The organism is Streptomyces sp. NBC_01314 (assembly GCF_041435215.1).
GTDB lineage: Bacteria > Actinomycetota > Actinomycetes > Streptomycetales > Streptomycetaceae > Streptomyces.
The window spans coordinates 10499823-10516365 of the sequence record NZ_CP108394.1 but is presented as its reverse complement, the minus strand read 5'-3'; the positions used below and the strand labels follow the sequence as shown (position 1 = coordinate 10516365).

The 16543-nt window shown below is 69.7% G+C and carries 18 protein-coding genes; 12 read left to right on the top strand and 6 right to left on the bottom strand.

Features of this window, described 5'->3' with window-relative positions; genetic code table 11:
• The first annotated feature begins 175 nt into the window (after positions 1-175).
• A complete protein-coding gene (locus tag OG622_RS46275; RefSeq protein WP_371583106.1) occupies positions 176-967 on the top strand; it encodes an IclR family transcriptional regulator C-terminal domain-containing protein in 792 nt (263 codons plus the stop codon).
• A gap of 53 nt (positions 968-1020) precedes the next feature.
• Here the strand turns inward: OG622_RS46275 and OG622_RS46270 are convergent, their stop codons facing one another.
• The 3 genes from OG622_RS46270 to OG622_RS46260 all read right to left on the bottom strand — a co-directional run bounded on the left by OG622_RS46270 (position 1021) and on the right by OG622_RS46260 (position 4363).
• Positions 1021-1932, bottom strand: a complete 912-nt coding sequence (locus tag OG622_RS46270; RefSeq protein ID WP_371583104.1) for an SDR family NAD(P)-dependent oxidoreductase — start codon at positions 1930-1932, stop codon at positions 1021-1023.
• Between the two features lie 140 nt (positions 1933-2072).
• Positions 2073-2690: a response regulator transcription factor gene (locus tag OG622_RS46265; protein WP_234441052.1), complete on the bottom strand. Its 618-nt coding sequence runs from the start codon at positions 2688-2690 to the stop codon at positions 2073-2075.
• 17 nt (positions 2691-2707) lie between these two features.
• Complete coding sequence (locus tag OG622_RS46260) at positions 2708-4363, bottom strand: ATP-binding protein (protein ID WP_371583102.1); 1656 nt, start codon at positions 4361-4363, stop codon at positions 2708-2710.
• Between the two features lie 273 nt (positions 4364-4636).
• On the opposite strand from OG622_RS46260, the gene OG622_RS46255 reads away from it, so the two are divergent.
• Positions 4637-6376 carry an AMP-binding protein gene (locus OG622_RS46255; protein ID WP_371583101.1) on the top strand — a complete coding sequence of 580 codons (1740 nt, stop codon included), beginning with the start codon at positions 4637-4639 and terminating at the stop codon, positions 6374-6376.
• Between the two features lie 181 nt (positions 6377-6557).
• Here the strand turns inward: OG622_RS46255 and OG622_RS46250 are convergent, their stop codons facing one another.
• On the bottom strand, positions 6558-7211 hold the full coding sequence (locus OG622_RS46250; RefSeq protein WP_371583099.1) for a GntR family transcriptional regulator: 654 nt from the start codon (positions 7209-7211) through the stop codon (positions 6558-6560).
• 135 nt (positions 7212-7346) lie between these two features.
• A complete protein-coding gene (locus tag OG622_RS46245; RefSeq protein WP_371583097.1) occupies positions 7347-8021 on the bottom strand; it encodes a 4-carboxy-4-hydroxy-2-oxoadipate aldolase/oxaloacetate decarboxylase in 675 nt (224 codons plus the stop codon).
• Positions 8022-8215: 194 nt separating this feature from the next.
• Between OG622_RS46245 and OG622_RS46240 the strand changes: the two genes are divergently transcribed.
• The 10 genes from OG622_RS46240 (at position 8216) to OG622_RS46195 (ending at position 14912) form a co-directional block, all read left to right on the top strand.
• Positions 8216-8965, top strand: a complete 750-nt coding sequence (locus OG622_RS46240; RefSeq protein ID WP_371583096.1) for a PIG-L deacetylase family protein — start codon at positions 8216-8218, stop codon at positions 8963-8965.
• Positions 8962-9300, top strand: coding sequence for a hypothetical protein (locus OG622_RS46235; RefSeq protein ID WP_371583094.1), 339 nt, complete (start codon positions 8962-8964; stop codon positions 9298-9300). The genes OG622_RS46240 and OG622_RS46235 overlap by 4 nt, the downstream gene beginning before the upstream one ends.
• Positions 9301-9442: 142 nt before the next feature.
• Positions 9443-10480: a 2Fe-2S iron-sulfur cluster-binding protein gene (locus OG622_RS46230; protein WP_371583092.1), complete on the top strand. Its 1038-nt coding sequence runs from the start codon at positions 9443-9445 to the stop codon at positions 10478-10480.
• 120 nt (positions 10481-10600) lie between these two features.
• Positions 10601-11659, top strand: coding sequence for a Rieske 2Fe-2S domain-containing protein (locus OG622_RS46225; protein WP_371583091.1), 1059 nt, complete (start codon positions 10601-10603; stop codon positions 11657-11659).
• Positions 11656-12372, top strand: a complete 717-nt coding sequence (locus tag OG622_RS46220) for an alpha/beta fold hydrolase (RefSeq protein WP_371583089.1) — start codon at positions 11656-11658, stop codon at positions 12370-12372. The genes OG622_RS46225 and OG622_RS46220 overlap by 4 nt, the downstream gene beginning before the upstream one ends.
• Positions 12373-12390: 18 nt before the next feature.
• A complete protein-coding gene (locus tag OG622_RS46215) occupies positions 12391-12672 on the top strand; it encodes a muconolactone Delta-isomerase family protein (RefSeq protein WP_371583088.1) in 282 nt (93 codons plus the stop codon).
• A complete protein-coding gene (locus OG622_RS46210) occupies positions 12669-13421 on the top strand; it encodes an SDR family NAD(P)-dependent oxidoreductase (RefSeq protein ID WP_371583086.1) in 753 nt (250 codons plus the stop codon). Before OG622_RS46215 ends, OG622_RS46210 begins: the two co-directional genes overlap by 4 nt.
• 31 nt (positions 13422-13452) lie before the next feature.
• Complete coding sequence (ligA, locus tag OG622_RS46205) at positions 13453-13809, top strand: protocatechuate 4,5-dioxygenase subunit alpha (RefSeq protein WP_371583084.1); 357 nt, start codon at positions 13453-13455, stop codon at positions 13807-13809.
• A 1-nt stretch (position 13810) separates the two neighbouring features.
• Positions 13811-14650, top strand: a complete 840-nt coding sequence (locus OG622_RS46200) for a class III extradiol dioxygenase subunit beta (RefSeq protein ID WP_371584431.1) — start codon at positions 13811-13813, stop codon at positions 14648-14650.
• Positions 14651-14699: 49 nt separating this feature from the next.
• Complete coding sequence (locus tag OG622_RS46195; RefSeq protein WP_371583082.1) at positions 14700-14912, top strand: hypothetical protein; 213 nt, start codon at positions 14700-14702, stop codon at positions 14910-14912.
• Between the two features lie 1244 nt (positions 14913-16156).
• Here the strand turns inward: OG622_RS46195 and OG622_RS46190 are convergent.
• Positions 16157-16510 (bottom strand): cupin domain-containing protein, encoded by a 354-nt coding sequence (locus OG622_RS46190; RefSeq protein ID WP_371583081.1) that lies wholly within the window; start codon positions 16508-16510, stop codon positions 16157-16159.
• Positions 16511-16543: the final 33 nt, after the last annotated feature.

Below are 16543 nucleotides of genomic sequence, written 5' to 3'. Positions count from 1 at the left end.
TGACGCCTAGCGGACAATCATCCGTATGGCGGACAGTGTGAGGTCAGCGTCACTTCGGAGGCTGTCGGTGTCAACCCCTTCACTGCGGAAGTCTCGCCTGGACTCCTGTCCGCATCACGGACACACGTTAGGCTGACCGTGCGAACCCATAGCTCGACCGCAGCCGAGGAGTCACGTGCCACGCCAGGGAGCAGGACCGGATTTCATCGAGGCACTGGCCCGAGGGCTTGAGGTCATTGCCGCGTTCCCACCCGGGCAGCCACAGATGTCACTGGCTCAGGTCGCCGGCGCCACCGGGCTCGCCAGGCCGACCGCCCGCAGGATTCTGCTGACCCTGGAGGAACTGGGCTATGTCCGCTCGTGTGAGGCGGGGTTCGCGCTGACCCCCAGGGTGCTCGAACTCGGGGTCGCCTACGTACGCTCCATGGGTCTGTGGGACATCGCGCGGCCCCATATGGAGCGCCTGGTGGAGCGAACCGGCGAGTCGTGCTCCGTGGCTCAGCTGGACGGATCGGACATCATCTATGTGGCCCGGGTGGCTGTCCCCAAGCTCGTGACCCTGTCGGTGCAGATCGGAACACGGTTTCCGGCTCTGCAGACCTCTCTGGGAAAGGTACTGCTGGCAGCCTTGCGGGCCGATGAGCTGAAGCAGGTGCTCGCCGAGCCTTCCCGCTCGGGGCTGACGCCGTGCTGGCAGCCCGACCTCGGCGAACGTGACGCGGCCCTGCGCGAGGTGCGAGCACGGGGATGGGCGCTGACGGACCAGCAGTTGGCGCCCGGTATCCGGTCGGTCGCGGCCCCGCTGCGTGACGGCTCCGGCCAGGTCATCGCGGCGCTCAATGTCAACTGTCACGCGGCCGAGACATCGGTAGAGCGACTTGTCGAGGAGCATCTGCCACCGCTGTTGCAGACGGCGGGAGACATCAGCGCGGATTTCGCCCGCGTCGCCGCGGTGCCGCAGGCCTGAGGAGCCACCGCCCCCTGCACGGACCTGAGGGCCGTCGAGGGGCCGCGTGCGCGTCACGCCTCCTCGAAGGCCGCCAGATCGAGGGGCGTGGGCCTGAAGTCCTGAAGCCGGTTCGCATAGGTGCCGGAGAAGAGTTCCGCGACTGATCCGGCGGTCCAGCCGTCCTGCCGGAACCGCTCCTCGACCTCACCGGGGTGCGTCCACAGAGCGATCCGGTCGCCCCCCGCCGCGATGGCCTGTCCGGTGATGTGGGCCGACTCCTTCGACGCCAGATACACGATCACCGGTGCCACGTCGTCCGGCGATCCCAGACCCTGCCGCCGGACGGCGCCGGGAACGGGCTCCCCCGCGTCGACCTTCGCCACGAGGTCACCGACCCGGGGCATGGTCGCCACCATGCGGGTCAGCGCGGTCGGCACGATGGCGTTGACAGTGACATCGATCTTCGCGAGTTCGAGCGCCCAGGTGCGTGTCATCGCGACGATCGCGCCCTTGGACGCCGAGTACGCGGTCTGGCCGAAGCTGGCGCGCTGCCCCGCCGGCGATCCCACCAGGATGAGCCGACCGCCCTCGCCCTGTTCCCGGAAGTGGGCCGCCGCCGCGCGGCCGCAGGTGAACGTACCGCGCAGATGGCTGTTGACGACGACGTCGAAGTCGTCGTCGGTGGTGTTGCGCAGGGTCCTGTCACGCAGCGCACCGGCGTTGGTGACCATCACATCGAGCCGGCCGAACTCGTCGACCGCGCGCCGCACCAGCCCGTCGGCGAACTCGGAACCGCCGACCGCCCCGACATGCGCGACAGCTGCTCCGCCCGCGTCCGTGATCAGGTCCACCGTCTCCTTGGCCACGTCGGCGTCCAGGTCGTTCACGACGACGGAGGCACCCGCCGCCGCCATGGCACGGGCGTAGGCACGTCCCAGGCCTCGGCCCGCACCTGTGACAATGGCGGCTTTGCCGTCGAGCATGATGTCCTCCTGAGCTGGTCGATACGGCTTCCTTCTGAGCGTAGGAACGCCGGGGCCCGTGAGGATCCCGCTGATGACGGCACCTGTGGCCGACCTCTGTCCTGTCCGGTCCGGGACATCCGTCGCGGTCGGCGGAGCGGTCAGCCCTTCGGGGGCACCAGCCCTTGCCGTACCGCGAGCAGCGCGGCCTGAGTCCGGGAGGTGAGCCGGAGTTTGCGCAGGACGTTGCTCACGTGGGTGCGGGCGGTGCGCTCGCTGATCACCAGCTCGTCGGCGATCTGCTGGTTCGACCGTCCTTCGGCGACCAGGACGAGGACGTCGCGTTCCCGGCCGGTGAGCGAGGCGAGCCCGGTCGGTGGCGAAACGATCTCCTGGGTGAGTCCCCTGGCCACCGCGGGGTCGAGGAAGACCTCGCCCCGGGCCGCCGCGCGGATCGCGGCTACCACCTCACCCGCTTCGGCGTCCTTGAGCAGGTAGCCGGCGGCTCCCTGGGCGAGCGCCGCGTGGACGCGTTCCATCTCGCCGAAGCTGGTGAGCACCACGACCCGGACACCGGGGTGACGCTGCTTGATCGCTCCGATCGCCGTGGCCCCGTCCATCCTGGGCATGAGCAGGTCGATCAGCACCACGTCCGGCAGTTCCCGGTGCGCGGCCATCGCGTCCAGCCTGGTGAGCGCCTCCTGGCCGTCGGCGGCCTCCGCAGCCACCTCCATGTCGTCCAGGACCTCGAGGTAGGCGCGGATTCCGCGGCGTACCACGGCGTGGTCGTCGACGATCAGGACCCGGACCGGGCGGAGTGCTCCGCCTCCGGAAGCGGGACCGCCGACGGAGCGTTCCGGCCGCGCTCCGAGTCCGCGGGCGGCGCCTGGGGCACTCGTACCGGAAGGGGTACGACGACCCGTACGGTCGTGCCGCTCCTCGCGCCGGATCTGATCCTCATGGTGCCGCCCCATCGCTCCGCCCTTTCGCGCATGGTCGTCAGTCCATAGCCGTGGTGCCGGTGGGGACCGGTCCTTCGGCCCCCTTCGCTGTCCGGCGTGTCCCGTCGTCCGCCGGAGTCCGCGAATCCGCAGCCGTCATCGCGGATCACGGCGGTCAGTGTGTGGTCGCGTATGCCGAGGCGGATGGTGACGGTGGTGGCCTCCGCGTGCTTGACCACGTTGTGGATGGCCTCGGCGACGATCCGGTACATGTCCTCGGCCAGTTCGGGTTCGACCGCGTCCACTTCCTGCCCGCACTCCAGCCGGATGCTGAGACCCGTCCGGTTCTCGGTGCTCTTGACGAGCGTGGTCACCGCGTCCTCCAGCCCGAGCCGGAGGGAGGCGGACGGACGGAGTTCGTGCACCATGGCCCGGAGATCGGCGAGGACGGTCCGCGACAGGGACCCGACTTCGTCCGCGAAGTTCCGGACCGCCACCGCGGAAACCGCTTCGCCCCGCGCACCCAGCACTCCCACGGCGTTGGCCTGCATGCCGATGGAGAACACCTGCTGAACGATCGAGTCGTGCAGGTCGCGGGCGAGGCGCTGACGCTCGTTACGGCGGGCGCCCTCGCGCTCCGTCTGGAGCAGCATGGCGTGGTCGACGGCGAGGGCGGCCTGTTCGGCCATGGCGGCGAGGAACTCCAGTGTCCGGCCGCCGATCTCCTGGCCCGGTGCGAAGTACGCGTTCAGCACCCCTTCGGGACGGCCGCGCGCCATCAGCGGCACACTGACGAAAGAGTCCCAGTTCAGCTCCCCGAGGTACGCGTGCAGCGGTTCCCAGGCGGGATCCTCGAGGATCTGGGCCCATCGGTGCGGCACGACGATCGGCTTGCGCTCCTTCAGGGTGTCCAGCATGCACAGCCGGGCGCCCCGGTCACGACACTCCAGGAGACGGTCGAGGAACCCGTCCCAGTGCCGCAGCCCTGCAGAACCCATCAGCCTCAGTTCTCGGCCGGTGCTGTCGAGGGTGAGGATCTGCACGCCGGCCAGGCCGTCCGCCTGGACGATCTGCTGGGCCACGGCGTCCAGTGTCGAGCCGAGCGAGCCTTCCGAAGCCAGCGCTATCGACGTCCGGGCGATCGCCGCGATCCTGCGCTGCCGATGCCATTCGTCGGTGACGTCGCGGAACGACACCACCGTGAACTTCGGGTCGGTCGGCAGACTACGGGTCCGGTAGGCAAACTCGCGACGGGGTCCGGATGCCGGCTCCCAGTGGGCCACCTGCTCGTCCGATCGGGCTTCCAGCAGCCCGGCCCGGCATGCGCCGCCCCCCTCCGCCGGCGTGAACGGGGACGGCCCACCGATCAGCTCACCCTCCGAGTCCGCCTCGAGCAGCGCAACGGCCGCCGGGTTCAGCCGTACGAAGCGGCCCACGCAGTCCAGAACGGCGAGGCCGTCCGGCGCGGCGGCGGCGATGTCGTCCCACCCCACGAGCGGCGACGCGGACATGACCGATCTCCTCATGGTCGACGAACGATGAACCTGCCCGGAAGCCCGCTCTGCCAGGCGAACGCGGCGTGGAACCGGGTACCTCCGCGGCAGGCGTCGGTCGGCCTGGGGACGAAGCCGACTCAGGGCCGGTCACAGCATCGTAGCCCGGCGGATTCCGGGCGGTCCTACGTCATTCGACCTGTTCATCGGCGGGACGAAGCGCCGATCGGGTTCAGTCAATGCTCGCGTTCCCCCTGCTGAGGGCGGCTGCCTAGGTTGGAAGAGCGCCCCGTGGACCGTTACTCCCCCCAAAGGGTCTGCGGGGCCGCACGAGCGGCCTGCTCGATCATGTGGTCCGCGCGAGCCATCGAGGACGAGGAGGTCCGAGACGTGGACGTGTCCATCGGCACGATCTGGGAGGCGGTGTGCCATGCGCTGCCCCACGCCGTCGCCATCACGGAGCCCGGGCGCGAGATCACTTACCGTGAGTTCGACGAGCGGGCGTCACGGCTGGCCACCGCGATGGAAGAGGCCGGGGTCGGCGAGGGCGACACCGTGGCCTGCTACCTGTACAACGGCGCCACCTACCTGGAGACGGTCTTCGCCGCCTTCAAACTCGGTGCCGTACCGGTGAACGCCAACTACCGCTACACCGGCGAGGAGCTCTCCGAACTCCTCACCGACGCCGACGCGGCAGTGGTCGTCTTCAGCGGCGCCCTGGCCGCCCGGGTCACGCATGCCGCCGACCATGTGAGCACGCTGAAGCTGCTCGTGAGGGACGGCGCTGAGCCTGCCGACGGCCCGGCCGGGCCTGTCGTACCCGAGCTGGAAGAACTGCTGGCGGCGCATGAACCGCGTAAGCCGCAGCCACGCCCCGGATCCGATCGGCTCTTCATGTACACCGGCGGGACCACCGGCAAACCGAAGGGCGTGGTGTGGCGACAGAGCGATCTGCTGCACTCCCTGGTGGTCCCGATCTTCCATCCGCTCGGTGTCACCGAGCTGCCGGCGACGCTCGACGAGGCCGTGGCCATCGCGGTCGAGGCACACCGCGAAGGCCGCGCGCCGACCACCATGCCCGTCGTGCCGCTGATGCACGCCACCGGACTGTTCAACACCATGGGCGCTTTGATGGTGGGCGGCAGGGCGGTCACCGCGCGGCAGGGCGGGCTCGACCCGGAGCACGTCTGGCGCACGGTCGCCGAGCAGCGGGTCGCGACGGTCATCGTCGCGGGCAATGCCGTGTGCCGACCGCTCGTCGACGAGCTCGTGCGGGCGGAGCAGGCGGGGACGCCGCACGCTCTGCGCTCCGTGCGCAGGGTCCTCAGCTCCGGCACAGCTCTCAGCGACGTACTCAAGCGGCGACTGCACGAGCGAGCCGAGATCACGGTCATCGACGCCATCGCGTCGAGCGAAGGGGGGCCTTTCGCCTTCGCGATCACCTCCTCCCTCAGAGACCTGCCCGCCCGATTCTTCCCCGTGCCCGCGACGAGGGTGATCGGCGACAACGACCGGTTCGTCGAACCCGGCAGTGACGACGTCGGGAAGCTCGCCTACTGCGGGCCCATGCCACTCGGTTACTACAAGGACACCGAGAAGAGCGCGACGACGTTCCGCACCATCGACGGAGTCCGGTACGCCATCCCCGGTGACCTCGCCCGTCTTGAGGCCGACGGCGCGATCCGGTTCCTCGGACGCGGCTCGGGCGTGATCAACACGGGCGGCGAGAAGGTGCACCCGCAGGAAGTGGAGAATGCCCTGCTCTCCCACCCCGGTGTGACCGACTGTGTCGTCGTCGGCGTCCCTGACGAGACCTGGGGCGAGCGGGTCGCCGCCGTCGTGGCGGTCCGGGCGGACACGACCGTCACCGGCGAGGAGCTGCGCGACTGGGCTCGGCAGAGCCTCGCCGGCTACAAGGTGCCGCGCTCCGTGGTCCTGACGGACGTCCTGCCCCGAACCCCCACCGGCAAGCTCGAAGTCGCCTGGGCCAAGAAGACCGTCCAGGAGTCCGACGCGGGCGACAGAGTGTGACAGTCGGGTGCGAGCAGCCATGGCCGACCACCACGCCGCCGCGCGGCCCGTACGGCGGTCCACGCGGCGTTCCAGCGGCAGCGTCGGTCCGCAGGAGGCGTACGCCTCGTTCCCGCTCCTGGAAGGCGGAAGGGCACTTCGGGTGCCGCGGGTCCGCCGTGGCCTGCCGCCGCGGCGGGGCTCAGCTCGCGCGTTCCTGGCGGGCTTCGAGCGTCCGCAGTGCCTCCACCACGCTGGCCACGTGGTCCCGCATGGCGGCTTCGGCCGCTGCCGGGTCCTCGCTGACGATCGCCACGATGATCCGCTGGTGCTGGGGCAGCGACACATGGGCCCGGCCCGGCACCAGGGAGAGCACGAACTGGTGCCGGACCACCTGGGCCCGCAGCCGTTCGAGGACCTGCTCGGCCGTCTCGTGGTCGGCGATGTCGCGCACACAACCGTGAAGACGGGCGTTGAGGTCGCTGTAGGTCATCAGTTCGCCGTCGGCGACCGCCTTTGCCATGTCCGCGCCGATGTCGCGCAGTTTCTCGGCCTGCGCCCGGCTGACCCGCTGCGCCGCGCCAGCGGCGATCAGGCCCTCCACGACCCTCCGCACCTCGGTGATCCGGATGGCCTCGGCGAAGCTGATTTCCCGGACGCGCGCGCCGCGGTTGCGCCGGATCTCCGCCAGGCCTTCCGCCGCCGGCTGCCGGAGTGCCGACCTGACGTCGGCGCGGCCGGCGCCGAACTGTTCACAGAGGTCCGCCTCGACCAGGCGCTGTCGCGGCACGTACTCACCGCGCAGCAGCGCATCCCGGATCGCACCGGTGACGTCGGCTTCAACAGGAGTGCTCACGGTGCTCAGTCACCATCCACAGCAGGTTCACGGCTGGAAGTCGGGGGCCGGAGCGGCCACGCGTCCGTCGCGCCGCCTGCGCTGTGCCGCCGGAGGCGGGGGCTCCGGCGGCACAGCGGGGGCGCGGGCGTGCGGTCAGTCCTGATAGACGACACCCAGGTCGGCGAGCTTGGCGCGCAGTTTGTAGTGGTGGACGCCCAGAGTCCCGGAGCGCAGGACCTCGCGGGTGGCCGCCTTCTTGGCGATCCGCTTCTCCGCGAGCTCGGCCGCCTCCTCCGCCTCCGCGAGGGGCACCACGACCACGCCGTCGTCGTCTGCGACGACGACATCACCAGGGGAAACGGTCACCCCGCCGAGTGTCACGGGCACGTTGACCGATCCCGGGGACGCCTTCACCGTGCCCTGGGCGGACACCGCCCGGGCCCAGATGTGGAAGCCCATGTCCCGCAGCTCGGCGGTGTCGCGGACACCGGCTCCCGTGACCAGGCCGATGACGCCCCGGGTGGCCAGGGACGTCGCCAGCAGTTCGCCGAACATGCCGTTCGTGGACGGCGAGGTGGTGGTCACCACGAGGACGTCCCCGGGCCGGCAGACCTCTACGGCGGCGAGGATCATCAGGTTGTCCCCCGGGTGGGAGCTGACCGTCACCGCCACGCGCACGTTCCACTGAGTCGGCAGCAGGCCGGTCCCCGCGAAGCCGCGGCGGCCGATGGCTTCGTGGACCGTGGACACCCCCGCCTCGGCGAGCCGGGCGACGACGTCGACGGCGGGCCGGGCGATGTTCCTCACGACGACGTGGCGGTCGGGCATGTCTCCTCCGGGCTGCTCAGGGCTGGTGTCAGCCGCCACGTACCTGTCAAGTCCGTGTCAGGGCACGGGACTTCGGCGGACACCCGAGATCTCCCACTCGGCACGCCCAGCGCCACTCCGGCCGTCTCCGGCCCACATCCGGGCCCCTGCCCCACCCACGCCACCACCCACCCCACTCGACCCAAGGAGTCCTGATGAGCCACGACACCTCCACTACGTCCGAAGGCGCGCTGCTGGTGATCAGCGCGCACGCGGGCGACTTCGTCTGGCGGGCCGGCGGCGCCATCGCCTTGGCCGCCGAACGCGGTCAGCGCGCGAAGGTGCTGTGCCTGAGCTTCGGCGAGCGCGGCGAGTCCGCCCGTGCCTGGCGGGACGGTCTGCGCCTGGACGAGATCAAGGAACTCCGCCGCACCGAGGCCACGAACGCCGCGGCCGCGCTGGGTGCGGAGATCGAGTTCCTGGACGCCGGGGACTACCCGCTGCTGGAGACCCAGGAGTTGGTGGACCGCGTCGTGCACGTGTACCGGGAGGTGGATCCCGCGGTCGTCCTCACCCACACCCTCACGGACCCCTACAACGGCGACCATCCGGCCGCCGCCCGCATGGCGCTCCAGGCACGCGTGCTCGCCCAGGCGGTCGGTTACGACGCGCCCGGTGAACCGCTCGGCGCTCCCCCGGTGTTCTTCTTCGAGCCGCACCAGCCGGAGCAGTGCGACTTCAAGCCGAACGTCCTGCTGGACATCACCCCCGTCTTCGACAAGAAGCGCAAGGCCATGGAGTGCCTGGCCGCACAGCAGCACATGTGGGACTACTACACCGACCTCGCCAAGCGGCGCGGCGTTCAGCTGAAGCGCAACGCCGGACCCAACCTCGGCCTCGCACACGGGACCATGGGTGAGGCGTACGTGCGGCTCTACCCGCAAACGACGGATGTCCTGGCATGACGGCGCACAACGCGACGGGTGCCCGCGAGGCCACACACGTCTGGGTTCCCTTCCTCGACACGTCCCTGTACGTGCAGTTCACGGACGAAACCGACAGGGTGCACGGAACGGCCAGAACGTACGATCCCCGGAGTCTGTTGGCCGAGGCCGTCCCCGAGGACGCGCTCACACGCGACGACCGTTACGGCGTGGTGATGTGGCGCACCGACGTCGAACGGCTGCACGCCGTCGTGGAAGCCCTCTGGAACGAGGACGACCGCCAGGTGCGGATCCACCTCGACCAGGCCCCGCAGGCAGGCAGGGACGACGACATGCCCGGCCCGCGCGACGGATGACGTAGTCCGGGCCACGACCATACGCCGCCCCGGTCCGGTCATTCGAGCGATGACCTGGGCATCCTGCGGTGGCTAGCGTCGATCGTGCCGCCACCGACACCGGGCGGCCCGCCCTGCCGACCGTACCGAGGAGATGACGAACGTGACGAGCCCATCAGCCACCGCCCCGGACACGCGCCCTCTCGGTTCCGCCGCGGCCGGAACGCCGTCCGGGACCCGGCGCGGCACCGAGTTCGAAGGCACCGTCACGGTGCTGGCCCGGCAGGCGGTGGCGGACGACGTCGTGTCGCTGGAGCTCGCGGCGAGCTCGGGCGAACCGCTGCCGGTCTGGCAGCCGGGCGCGCACATCGACGTCGTCCTGCCCACGGGCGCCACCCGGCAGTACTCGCTGTGCGGCCCGGTGGGAGACACGGCTCATTGGCGTGTCGCGGTGCTCCGGGAGCCCGACGGGCGCGGCGGATCGCAGTGGATCCACGACCACGTCGAGGAGGGCGGCGAACTTCGGGTGCGCGGCCCGCGCAACAACTTCCCGCTGCGGCCCGCCACCCGATACCTGTTCGTCGGCGGCGGCATCGGCATCACCCCCTTGCTCCCGATGATCGCCGAGGCCGATGCCGCCATGGCCGAGTGGTCCCTGCTCTACGGTGGCCGCACAGGCTCCTCCATGGCGTTCCTGCCCGAACTGGAGGGCCACGGCGAGCGCGTGACAGTGCGGCCGCAGGACAAGCACGGACTGCTCGACCTCGCCGGCTTCCTCGGTGATCCCGACCCGTCCACCCTGGTGTACTGCTGCGGCCCCGCAGGGCTCATCGACGCGGTCGAAGCGCACTGCGCCGACTGGCCGACCGGTGCGCTGAACATCGAGCGGTTCGCCGCGGCGGCCGTCCGGCAGCCCGCCGACGACACGGCCGAGCAGCCGATCGAGGTGGAACTGCGGGCGTCCGGGACCACGGTGACCGTGCCGCCCGGCCTGTCGGTCCTCAAGGCCGTGGAGCAGGCGGGCGTCCCTGTCCTGTCCTCGTGCGAGGAAGGCATCTGCGGCTCGTGCGAGACCTCCGTCCTGGAGGGCGAGGTCGACCACCGCGACTCACTGCTCACCGAGGACGAGCGCGCCGCGAACGACACGATGCTGATCTGCGTCTCCCGGGCGCGCGGCGGACGCCTCGTCCTGGATCTCTGACACCCCCGACTCGGTCCGGACAGCGCCCTGTCGGTCGCAAGCGGACCGGCACACCTCAGTACCCATCACCGACCCGGCACACGCCCGAGCCGGACGGCCGACGCCGAAGAAAGGACCGCGATGACATTGACACAGCACGTGCGCAACGGCTGGTACCTGGGAGCCTGGTCCGACGAGATCGGCCGAACCCTCAAGCAGCGCTGGATCACCGACATCCCGGTCTGCTTCTACCGGCTGCCCGACCAGACCGTCACGGCCGTCGAGGACCGCTGCCCCCACCGCAAGTACCCGTTGTCCCTGGGCCACTTGGACGACGAGGGAACCCTCCAGTGCGACTACCACGGCTACCGCTTCAACGGCCAGGGCGTGTGCGTCGGGGTCGCCGAGCAGGCCGACCGGCCCAAGGCGGCACTGCGCCGGTTTCCCCTGGTCGAGCGGGACGGTGCCATATGGATCTGGCCCGGGGACCCCGAACTGGCCGACGAGAGCCTGCTGCCCGACACCTCGTGGCTGACCGACCCGAGCTGGACCCATGTGCACGGCGTCGTCCCGCTGAAGGCACGGCACATGCTGCTCCTGGAGAACCTGCTCGACCTCACCCATGAGACGTTCCTGCATCCGACGAGCATCGGCAACGCCGCCGTCGCCGCGACCCCGATCGACGTGACCGTGGACGGCGACCGGGTCGGCTTCAGCCGACGCATGATCGGCATCGAGGCCCCTCCGTTCTACGAGAAGTCCTGCGGGCTGACCTCTCCTGTGGACCGCTGGCAGGACGGCGACTTCTACCCGCCGGGCATCTTCGTCCTCAACATCCGCGTCGCGGCCACCGGCACCGAGGAGCCGGACGGCTTCCACATGAAGGTGCTGTACGGGATGACGCCGGGGCGCGGCAACGAGACGCACGACTTCTACGCACTGGGCCGCGACTACCTCATCGACGACCAGGAGCTCACGAAGTTCCAGCACGAGCAGCAACTCGCCGTGATGCAGGAGGACGTCGACGCCCTGGAGGCGCAGGAGATCATGTACGCCACCGATCCGGGCGGCACCGCCGAGTCCAGCATCAAGTCCGACCTCGCCGCCCTCCGCGGACGCCGTGCGGTGGCGAAGATGCTCGCCCGCGAACAGCGCGCGCAGCAGGACGCCCGCATCCCTCACAGCAGGGCGTCCGTATGAGCGGCCGCCCCGTCTTCGTACTGCTCCACGGAGCCTGGCACGGCGGATGGGTATGGCAGCACGTCACACCGCTGCTGCGTGCGGCCGGGCACGAAGTGCACTCCCCCACGCTGACCGGAGTGAGCGACCGTGCCCATCTGCTCAGCCCGCAGGTCGGGCTCAGCACCCACATCCAGGACGTCGTGGCGCTGATCGAGGCCCACGACGCCCGGGACGTCGTCCTCGTCGGGCACAGTTACGCCGGCCAGGTCGTCACCGGGGTCGCGGACCGGATCCCCGACCGGCTGGCCCGGCGCGTGCACCTCGACGCCTTCGTCGGCGACGACGCAGACGCGGCGATCGACCTCCTTCCCGAACGCATCGCCGGGCACTACCGGGAGTCCGTGGCCGACCCCGGCTTCGGCTGGCTCATCCCGGTGCGCTCGCTGAGTGTGCTGGGTGTCAAAGAACAGTCGGACCTGGACTGGCTCGGCCCCCGGCTGACCCCACACCCCTGGCTGACCTACACCGAACCCCTCCGTCTCACCGGGAAGGCCGACCAGGTTCCCGGCACCTTCATCGAGTGCACCGACTGGATGCGGGTGTTCACCCCGCACGCCGAGCGGGCCGCCGCCCGTAGCTGGCCGGTCCACGAGATCGCCACCGGCCACGAGGCCATGGTCACCGCCCCCGGCCGACTGGCCGAACTGCTGCTGGAGATCGCGGCAGCCTGACCGTGAAGGAACGCCCCCATGGAATTCCTCGTCCGTACCGAGAACATACTGCCCCCGGACACCCCCGACGACGTACGCGAGTCCCTGCGCAAGGGCGAGCGCGAACGGGCCATGCAGCTCAGGAAGTCGGGAATCCTCAAGCGGCTGTGGCGGGTTCCGGGCCGCAACGCGACCATCGGCCTGTACGAAGCAGCCGATCCGGCGGAACTGCACGACGCTCTGGTCTCCCTGCCCATGTGGAAATGGATGGACATCACCGTCGAGGCACTCGCCACCCATCCGCAGGAGAAGGCGCCGTGACCGTCGGTCCTGACGGTCGGAGCCCACGGGTCGCGGTGGTCACAGGTGCCGCCGGTGGCCTTGGGCTCGCCGTCGCCCGCAGACTGGCCGAGGACGGATTCACGGTCGCCGCCCTGGACATCGCCGAACCCGACAACACGGACGCGACTCCGGGTGTCCGGGCCTGGCGTTGCGACGTCACAGATCCGGCCGCGACCCGCCAGGCCGTGACGGAGATCGCCGAAACGTACGGCGGTGGCCGTATCGATGTACTCGTCAACAACGCCGGACTGCTCTCCGGCCGGGCACCACTGCTGGAGACGACCCCGGAGGAACTGCACCGATTCTTCGCCGTCAACGCCGTCGGCCCGCTACTCATGGTGCAGGCCTGCGTGCCCTGGCTGAGCGCAAGCCCGTACCGAGGGCGGGTGATCAATGTCGCGTCCCGCACCTTCTTCACGGGAGCACCTGGCCAGATCGCCTACGTGGCCAGCAAGGGCGCACTCATCGGCATGACCCGGGTGATGGCCCGCGAGCTGGGCGAGCACCGGATCACCGTCAACGCGGTGGCACCCGCGCAGGTGGCCACTCCGGGCACCCGGGCGCACTCCGACGACGAGGTGTTCGCCGCGACCATGCGCCGACAGGCGATCGAGGAGTTCGTCACCCCGGAGCACTTCGCGGGGCTCGTCTCCTATCTCGCGTCCCCCGACGCGGTCATGGTCACCGGCCAGACACTCGTCTGCGACGGCGGCGGACTCCTGCACTGACCGGCGACACCACGGGAGAGGAGAGGAACGAATGACCGGCATCACACCCCAGGTCCCAGGCACCTACGTCTTCGACGCCGCGGAAAGCCGACGCGCCCGGGCGCTCAACCGGCTCTGCGGTTCCCTCAAGAAGGCCGAGAACCGGGAGAAGTTCAAAGCCGACGAAGCGGCGTACTGCGAGACATACGGACTCACGGCCCAGCAGCGGGACGCCGTCCTGCGACGGGACTGGAACCGGATGATGGAGCTGGGCGGCTCCATCTTCTACGTCTTCAAGCTCGCCATGGTCGACCAGAGATCCATGCAGTACCTCGGCGGGGTGTTCACCGGCATGACCACCGAGGAGTTCGCGCAGGCACTCAAAGCGGGAGGGCGGAGCTTTGGCTGAGGTGATATGGGGTCTGGCCACCTCGCACGTGCCGTCGATCGGGGCGGCCATGGACCGCGGGAAGACCGAGGACCCCTACTGGAAGCCGCTGTTCGACGGATACGCGCCGGCCCGGGAGTGGATGGCCCGGCACACGCCCGACATCGCGGTCGTCGTCTACAACGACCACGCCAACGCCGTCGACCTGAGCGTCACCCCGACCTTCGCGCTCGGGACGGCGGAGTCGTACCGGGTGGCCGACGAGGGATGGGGCAGCCGCCCGGTGCCCGCTGTCACGGGCGCTCCCGAGTTCTCCGACCACCTCGTCAAGAGCCTGATCGATGCCTCGTTCGACCTCACCGTCTATCAGGAACTGGACGTCGACCACGGCCTGACCGTTCCCCTGTCGGTGTACTGCCCCGACCCCGGCGAACGCTGGCCCTGCGCGGTGGTGCCCCTCCTGGTGAACGTCATCCAGTACCCACAGCCGACCGCCGCACGGTGCCTGGCCCTCGGCCGCGCGCTCGGCGAGGCGATCCGGTCCTTCCCCGAGGACCTCAAAGTCGCCGTCTTCGGTACGGGCGGCATGTCCCACCAACTCGCGGGCGCCCGCGCGGGACTGATCAACCAGGACTTCGACCGAATGTTCCTGGACGCCATCGAGCACGACCCTGTGCAGTTGGCCGCACTGACGCGCGAGCAGTACATCCGCGAAGCCGGCTCCGAGGGCATCGAACTCATCATGTGGCTGATCATGCGCGGTGCGTTGGGACCACGGATCCGACGCGTGCACGAGACCTACCACGTACCCGCGTCCAACACGGCGGCCGGCATGGTGCTGTTCGAGAACCTGAGCCGGTGATTCACCGTCAGTCCTGACCGGCCGACGCTGGTGGCGTGGGAGCGACAGGGTGCTGGATCGACTGCTCGGGGTTTCGCCCGGCGTGATCGACATGACGCTCGATCCGCTGGTCGGAGCCCCGAACGGCGGCGTGACGACGGCCTCGTGGATGACCGGCGCGGTTCACGCCGATGGGCAACTGCCCCGCGTCCATGGAGGCGATCTCGCGGCGCTTGCTGTGTACGCCCAGCCGCTTGGTGTTCTCCGGTTCGCCGTTTCCTGAGTGGTTGGTGTGCTGTCGGACGCGTCCGGAGTCGGTTCCGCCCCTGCGGGAGCGCACGCCGAGCCCTTTTCGACGAGGGAAGAACGCAGGTCGCTCGGTGCTGTGGCGGGAGACGCGTGTGACCCGGTCCGGCGTGGACCGCGGGCCGGGTTTCCTCCGGTGTGGGTCTCGCGATCGAACGGAGCCCGACGGCCCTACCGCACCCGGCACGGGTGCGCCGCGCGACGAGGCCTGTCCTGGACACCCTTCGCACCGGGCTCCGAGCAGTACTGCGGAGGCACCGTCGTTGAGGGGGTCCGCTCCTCTCTCTCCGGCCGTTCCGCAGCATCGCTGGTGGCCGGGGTCACCGCCGCGACCTCCACGCTCGCGAGCCACTCGTTGCCGCGACGCAGCCGACTGGACGACCTACCGTCACCAGCGCTGGTCGGCCTCATCCAACCCCCACCTGCTCGTCAGCCAGAAGACCGCGGCCGACCCCGACCACCCGCCCATCAGCATCGGCACCCTGAGCGGAGCCCTTCCCCGCGGGCTGACACCGGGCGGCCTGAGACAAGACCGCATCCTCGACGAAGCAGCCGAAAGCGCCGACCCGCTCAGGCTGATGCGCCTGTTCGGTATCACCGAGCAGACCGCCATGCGCTACGTCGGCGCCACTCACCCGGAGCGAACAGCCAGGCTACCTCGGTAGGTAGTCCCGTCACCTGGTGGGCGGCTCTGGATCACCGAGCAACTGACAAGATCGGCGAAGTATTCTCCCACGTCGACACCCCATGCGTCAGCGAGAGCGGGCCTTGTCCAGCGAAACGTTGCGGCGACCGCCTTCAATACCTACGTAGAAGACGCAGTTCATGCTCGACGAGCTCCTTTCGCCGGTCCTGTGCGGCGGTGTCCAGCGTGTTCATGTGCTGTCGGTCCCGGCGCAGCGTGCCCATGACCGGGCGACTTCGAAACGAGGGTCATCGTCGCCTCAGCTGTCGTAGTCAACGGTCACCATCTCGGAGACCGGGTAGGCCTGGCAGGTCAGGACGTAGCCGGCGTCGCGCGTTCAGATGAGCTTCGACCAGTTCACCAACCTGGTCGACGACGCACAAGCCGGCAAGCTGGACGGCATCGCACTGCCCTGGCCTCACCGCCGACTGCCGTGCAGGGTCGGGGGCCAGCGTGGTGGCGGAGTAGGTTCGCTCCGTTTCCAGCCCCGCCGCATCGAACCGGGCGGGCTACGGCCGCGTCGCGCGGCATCAGCATCACGTCACGATCACGTAGACCTTGCGCACGGTTTCAATGGTCTTCCAGACACCGACGAAGCCCGGCTTCATGACAAAGCTGTCGCCTGCCTTGTAGACCGCCGGTTCGCCGCCTTCCGGCGTGAGTTCGACGATGCCGGAGAGGATGTGGCAGAACTCGAAGGTCTCGCCCTTGATCGAGCGCGTCTCGCCGGGCGTCGCTTCCCAGACGCCCGTACGGATCATCTCCCCGCGGGCGACGTCCTGGGCCCAGGTCTTGAAGGCGGGGTTGCCGGAGATCAGGCGTTCCGGGAGCGGGGCGGACTCGTGCGGAGCGGAGGAGGGATTGGTGTCGATGGTCTTCAGAAGGGACATGCCATTTCCTTTCGTGAGCTTGAGAGGTTGGTA

Excerpts from the sequence above, each read along its gene's own strand:
- OG622_RS46220 (WP_371583089.1), top strand. The coding sequence starts at position 11,656 with ATGAGCGGCCGCCCCGTCTTCGTACTGCTCCACGGAGCCTGGCACGGC.
- OG622_RS46240 (WP_371583096.1), top strand. The coding sequence starts at position 8,216 with ATGAGCCACGACACCTCCACTACGTCCGAAGGCGCGCTGCTGGTGATC.
- ligA (WP_371583084.1), top strand. The coding sequence starts at position 13,453 with ATGACCGGCATCACACCCCAGGTCCCAGGCACCTACGTCTTCGACGCC.
- OG622_RS46270 (WP_371583104.1), bottom strand. The coding sequence starts at position 1,932 with ATGCTCGACGGCAAAGCCGCCATTGTCACAGGTGCGGGCCGAGGCCTG.
- OG622_RS46190 (WP_371583081.1), bottom strand. The coding sequence starts at position 16,510 with ATGTCCCTTCTGAAGACCATCGACACCAATCCCTCCTCCGCTCCGCAC.
- OG622_RS46260 (WP_371583102.1), bottom strand. The coding sequence starts at position 4,363 with ATGTCCGCGTCGCCGCTCGTGGGGTGGGACGACATCGCCGCCGCCGCG.
- OG622_RS46225 (WP_371583091.1), top strand. The coding sequence starts at position 10,601 with ATGACATTGACACAGCACGTGCGCAACGGCTGGTACCTGGGAGCCTGG.
- OG622_RS46235 (WP_371583094.1), top strand. The coding sequence starts at position 8,962 with ATGACGGCGCACAACGCGACGGGTGCCCGCGAGGCCACACACGTCTGG.
- OG622_RS46245 (WP_371583097.1), bottom strand. The coding sequence starts at position 8,021 with ATGCCCGACCGCCACGTCGTCGTGAGGAACATCGCCCGGCCCGCCGTC.
- OG622_RS46215 (WP_371583088.1), top strand. The coding sequence starts at position 12,391 with ATGGAATTCCTCGTCCGTACCGAGAACATACTGCCCCCGGACACCCCC.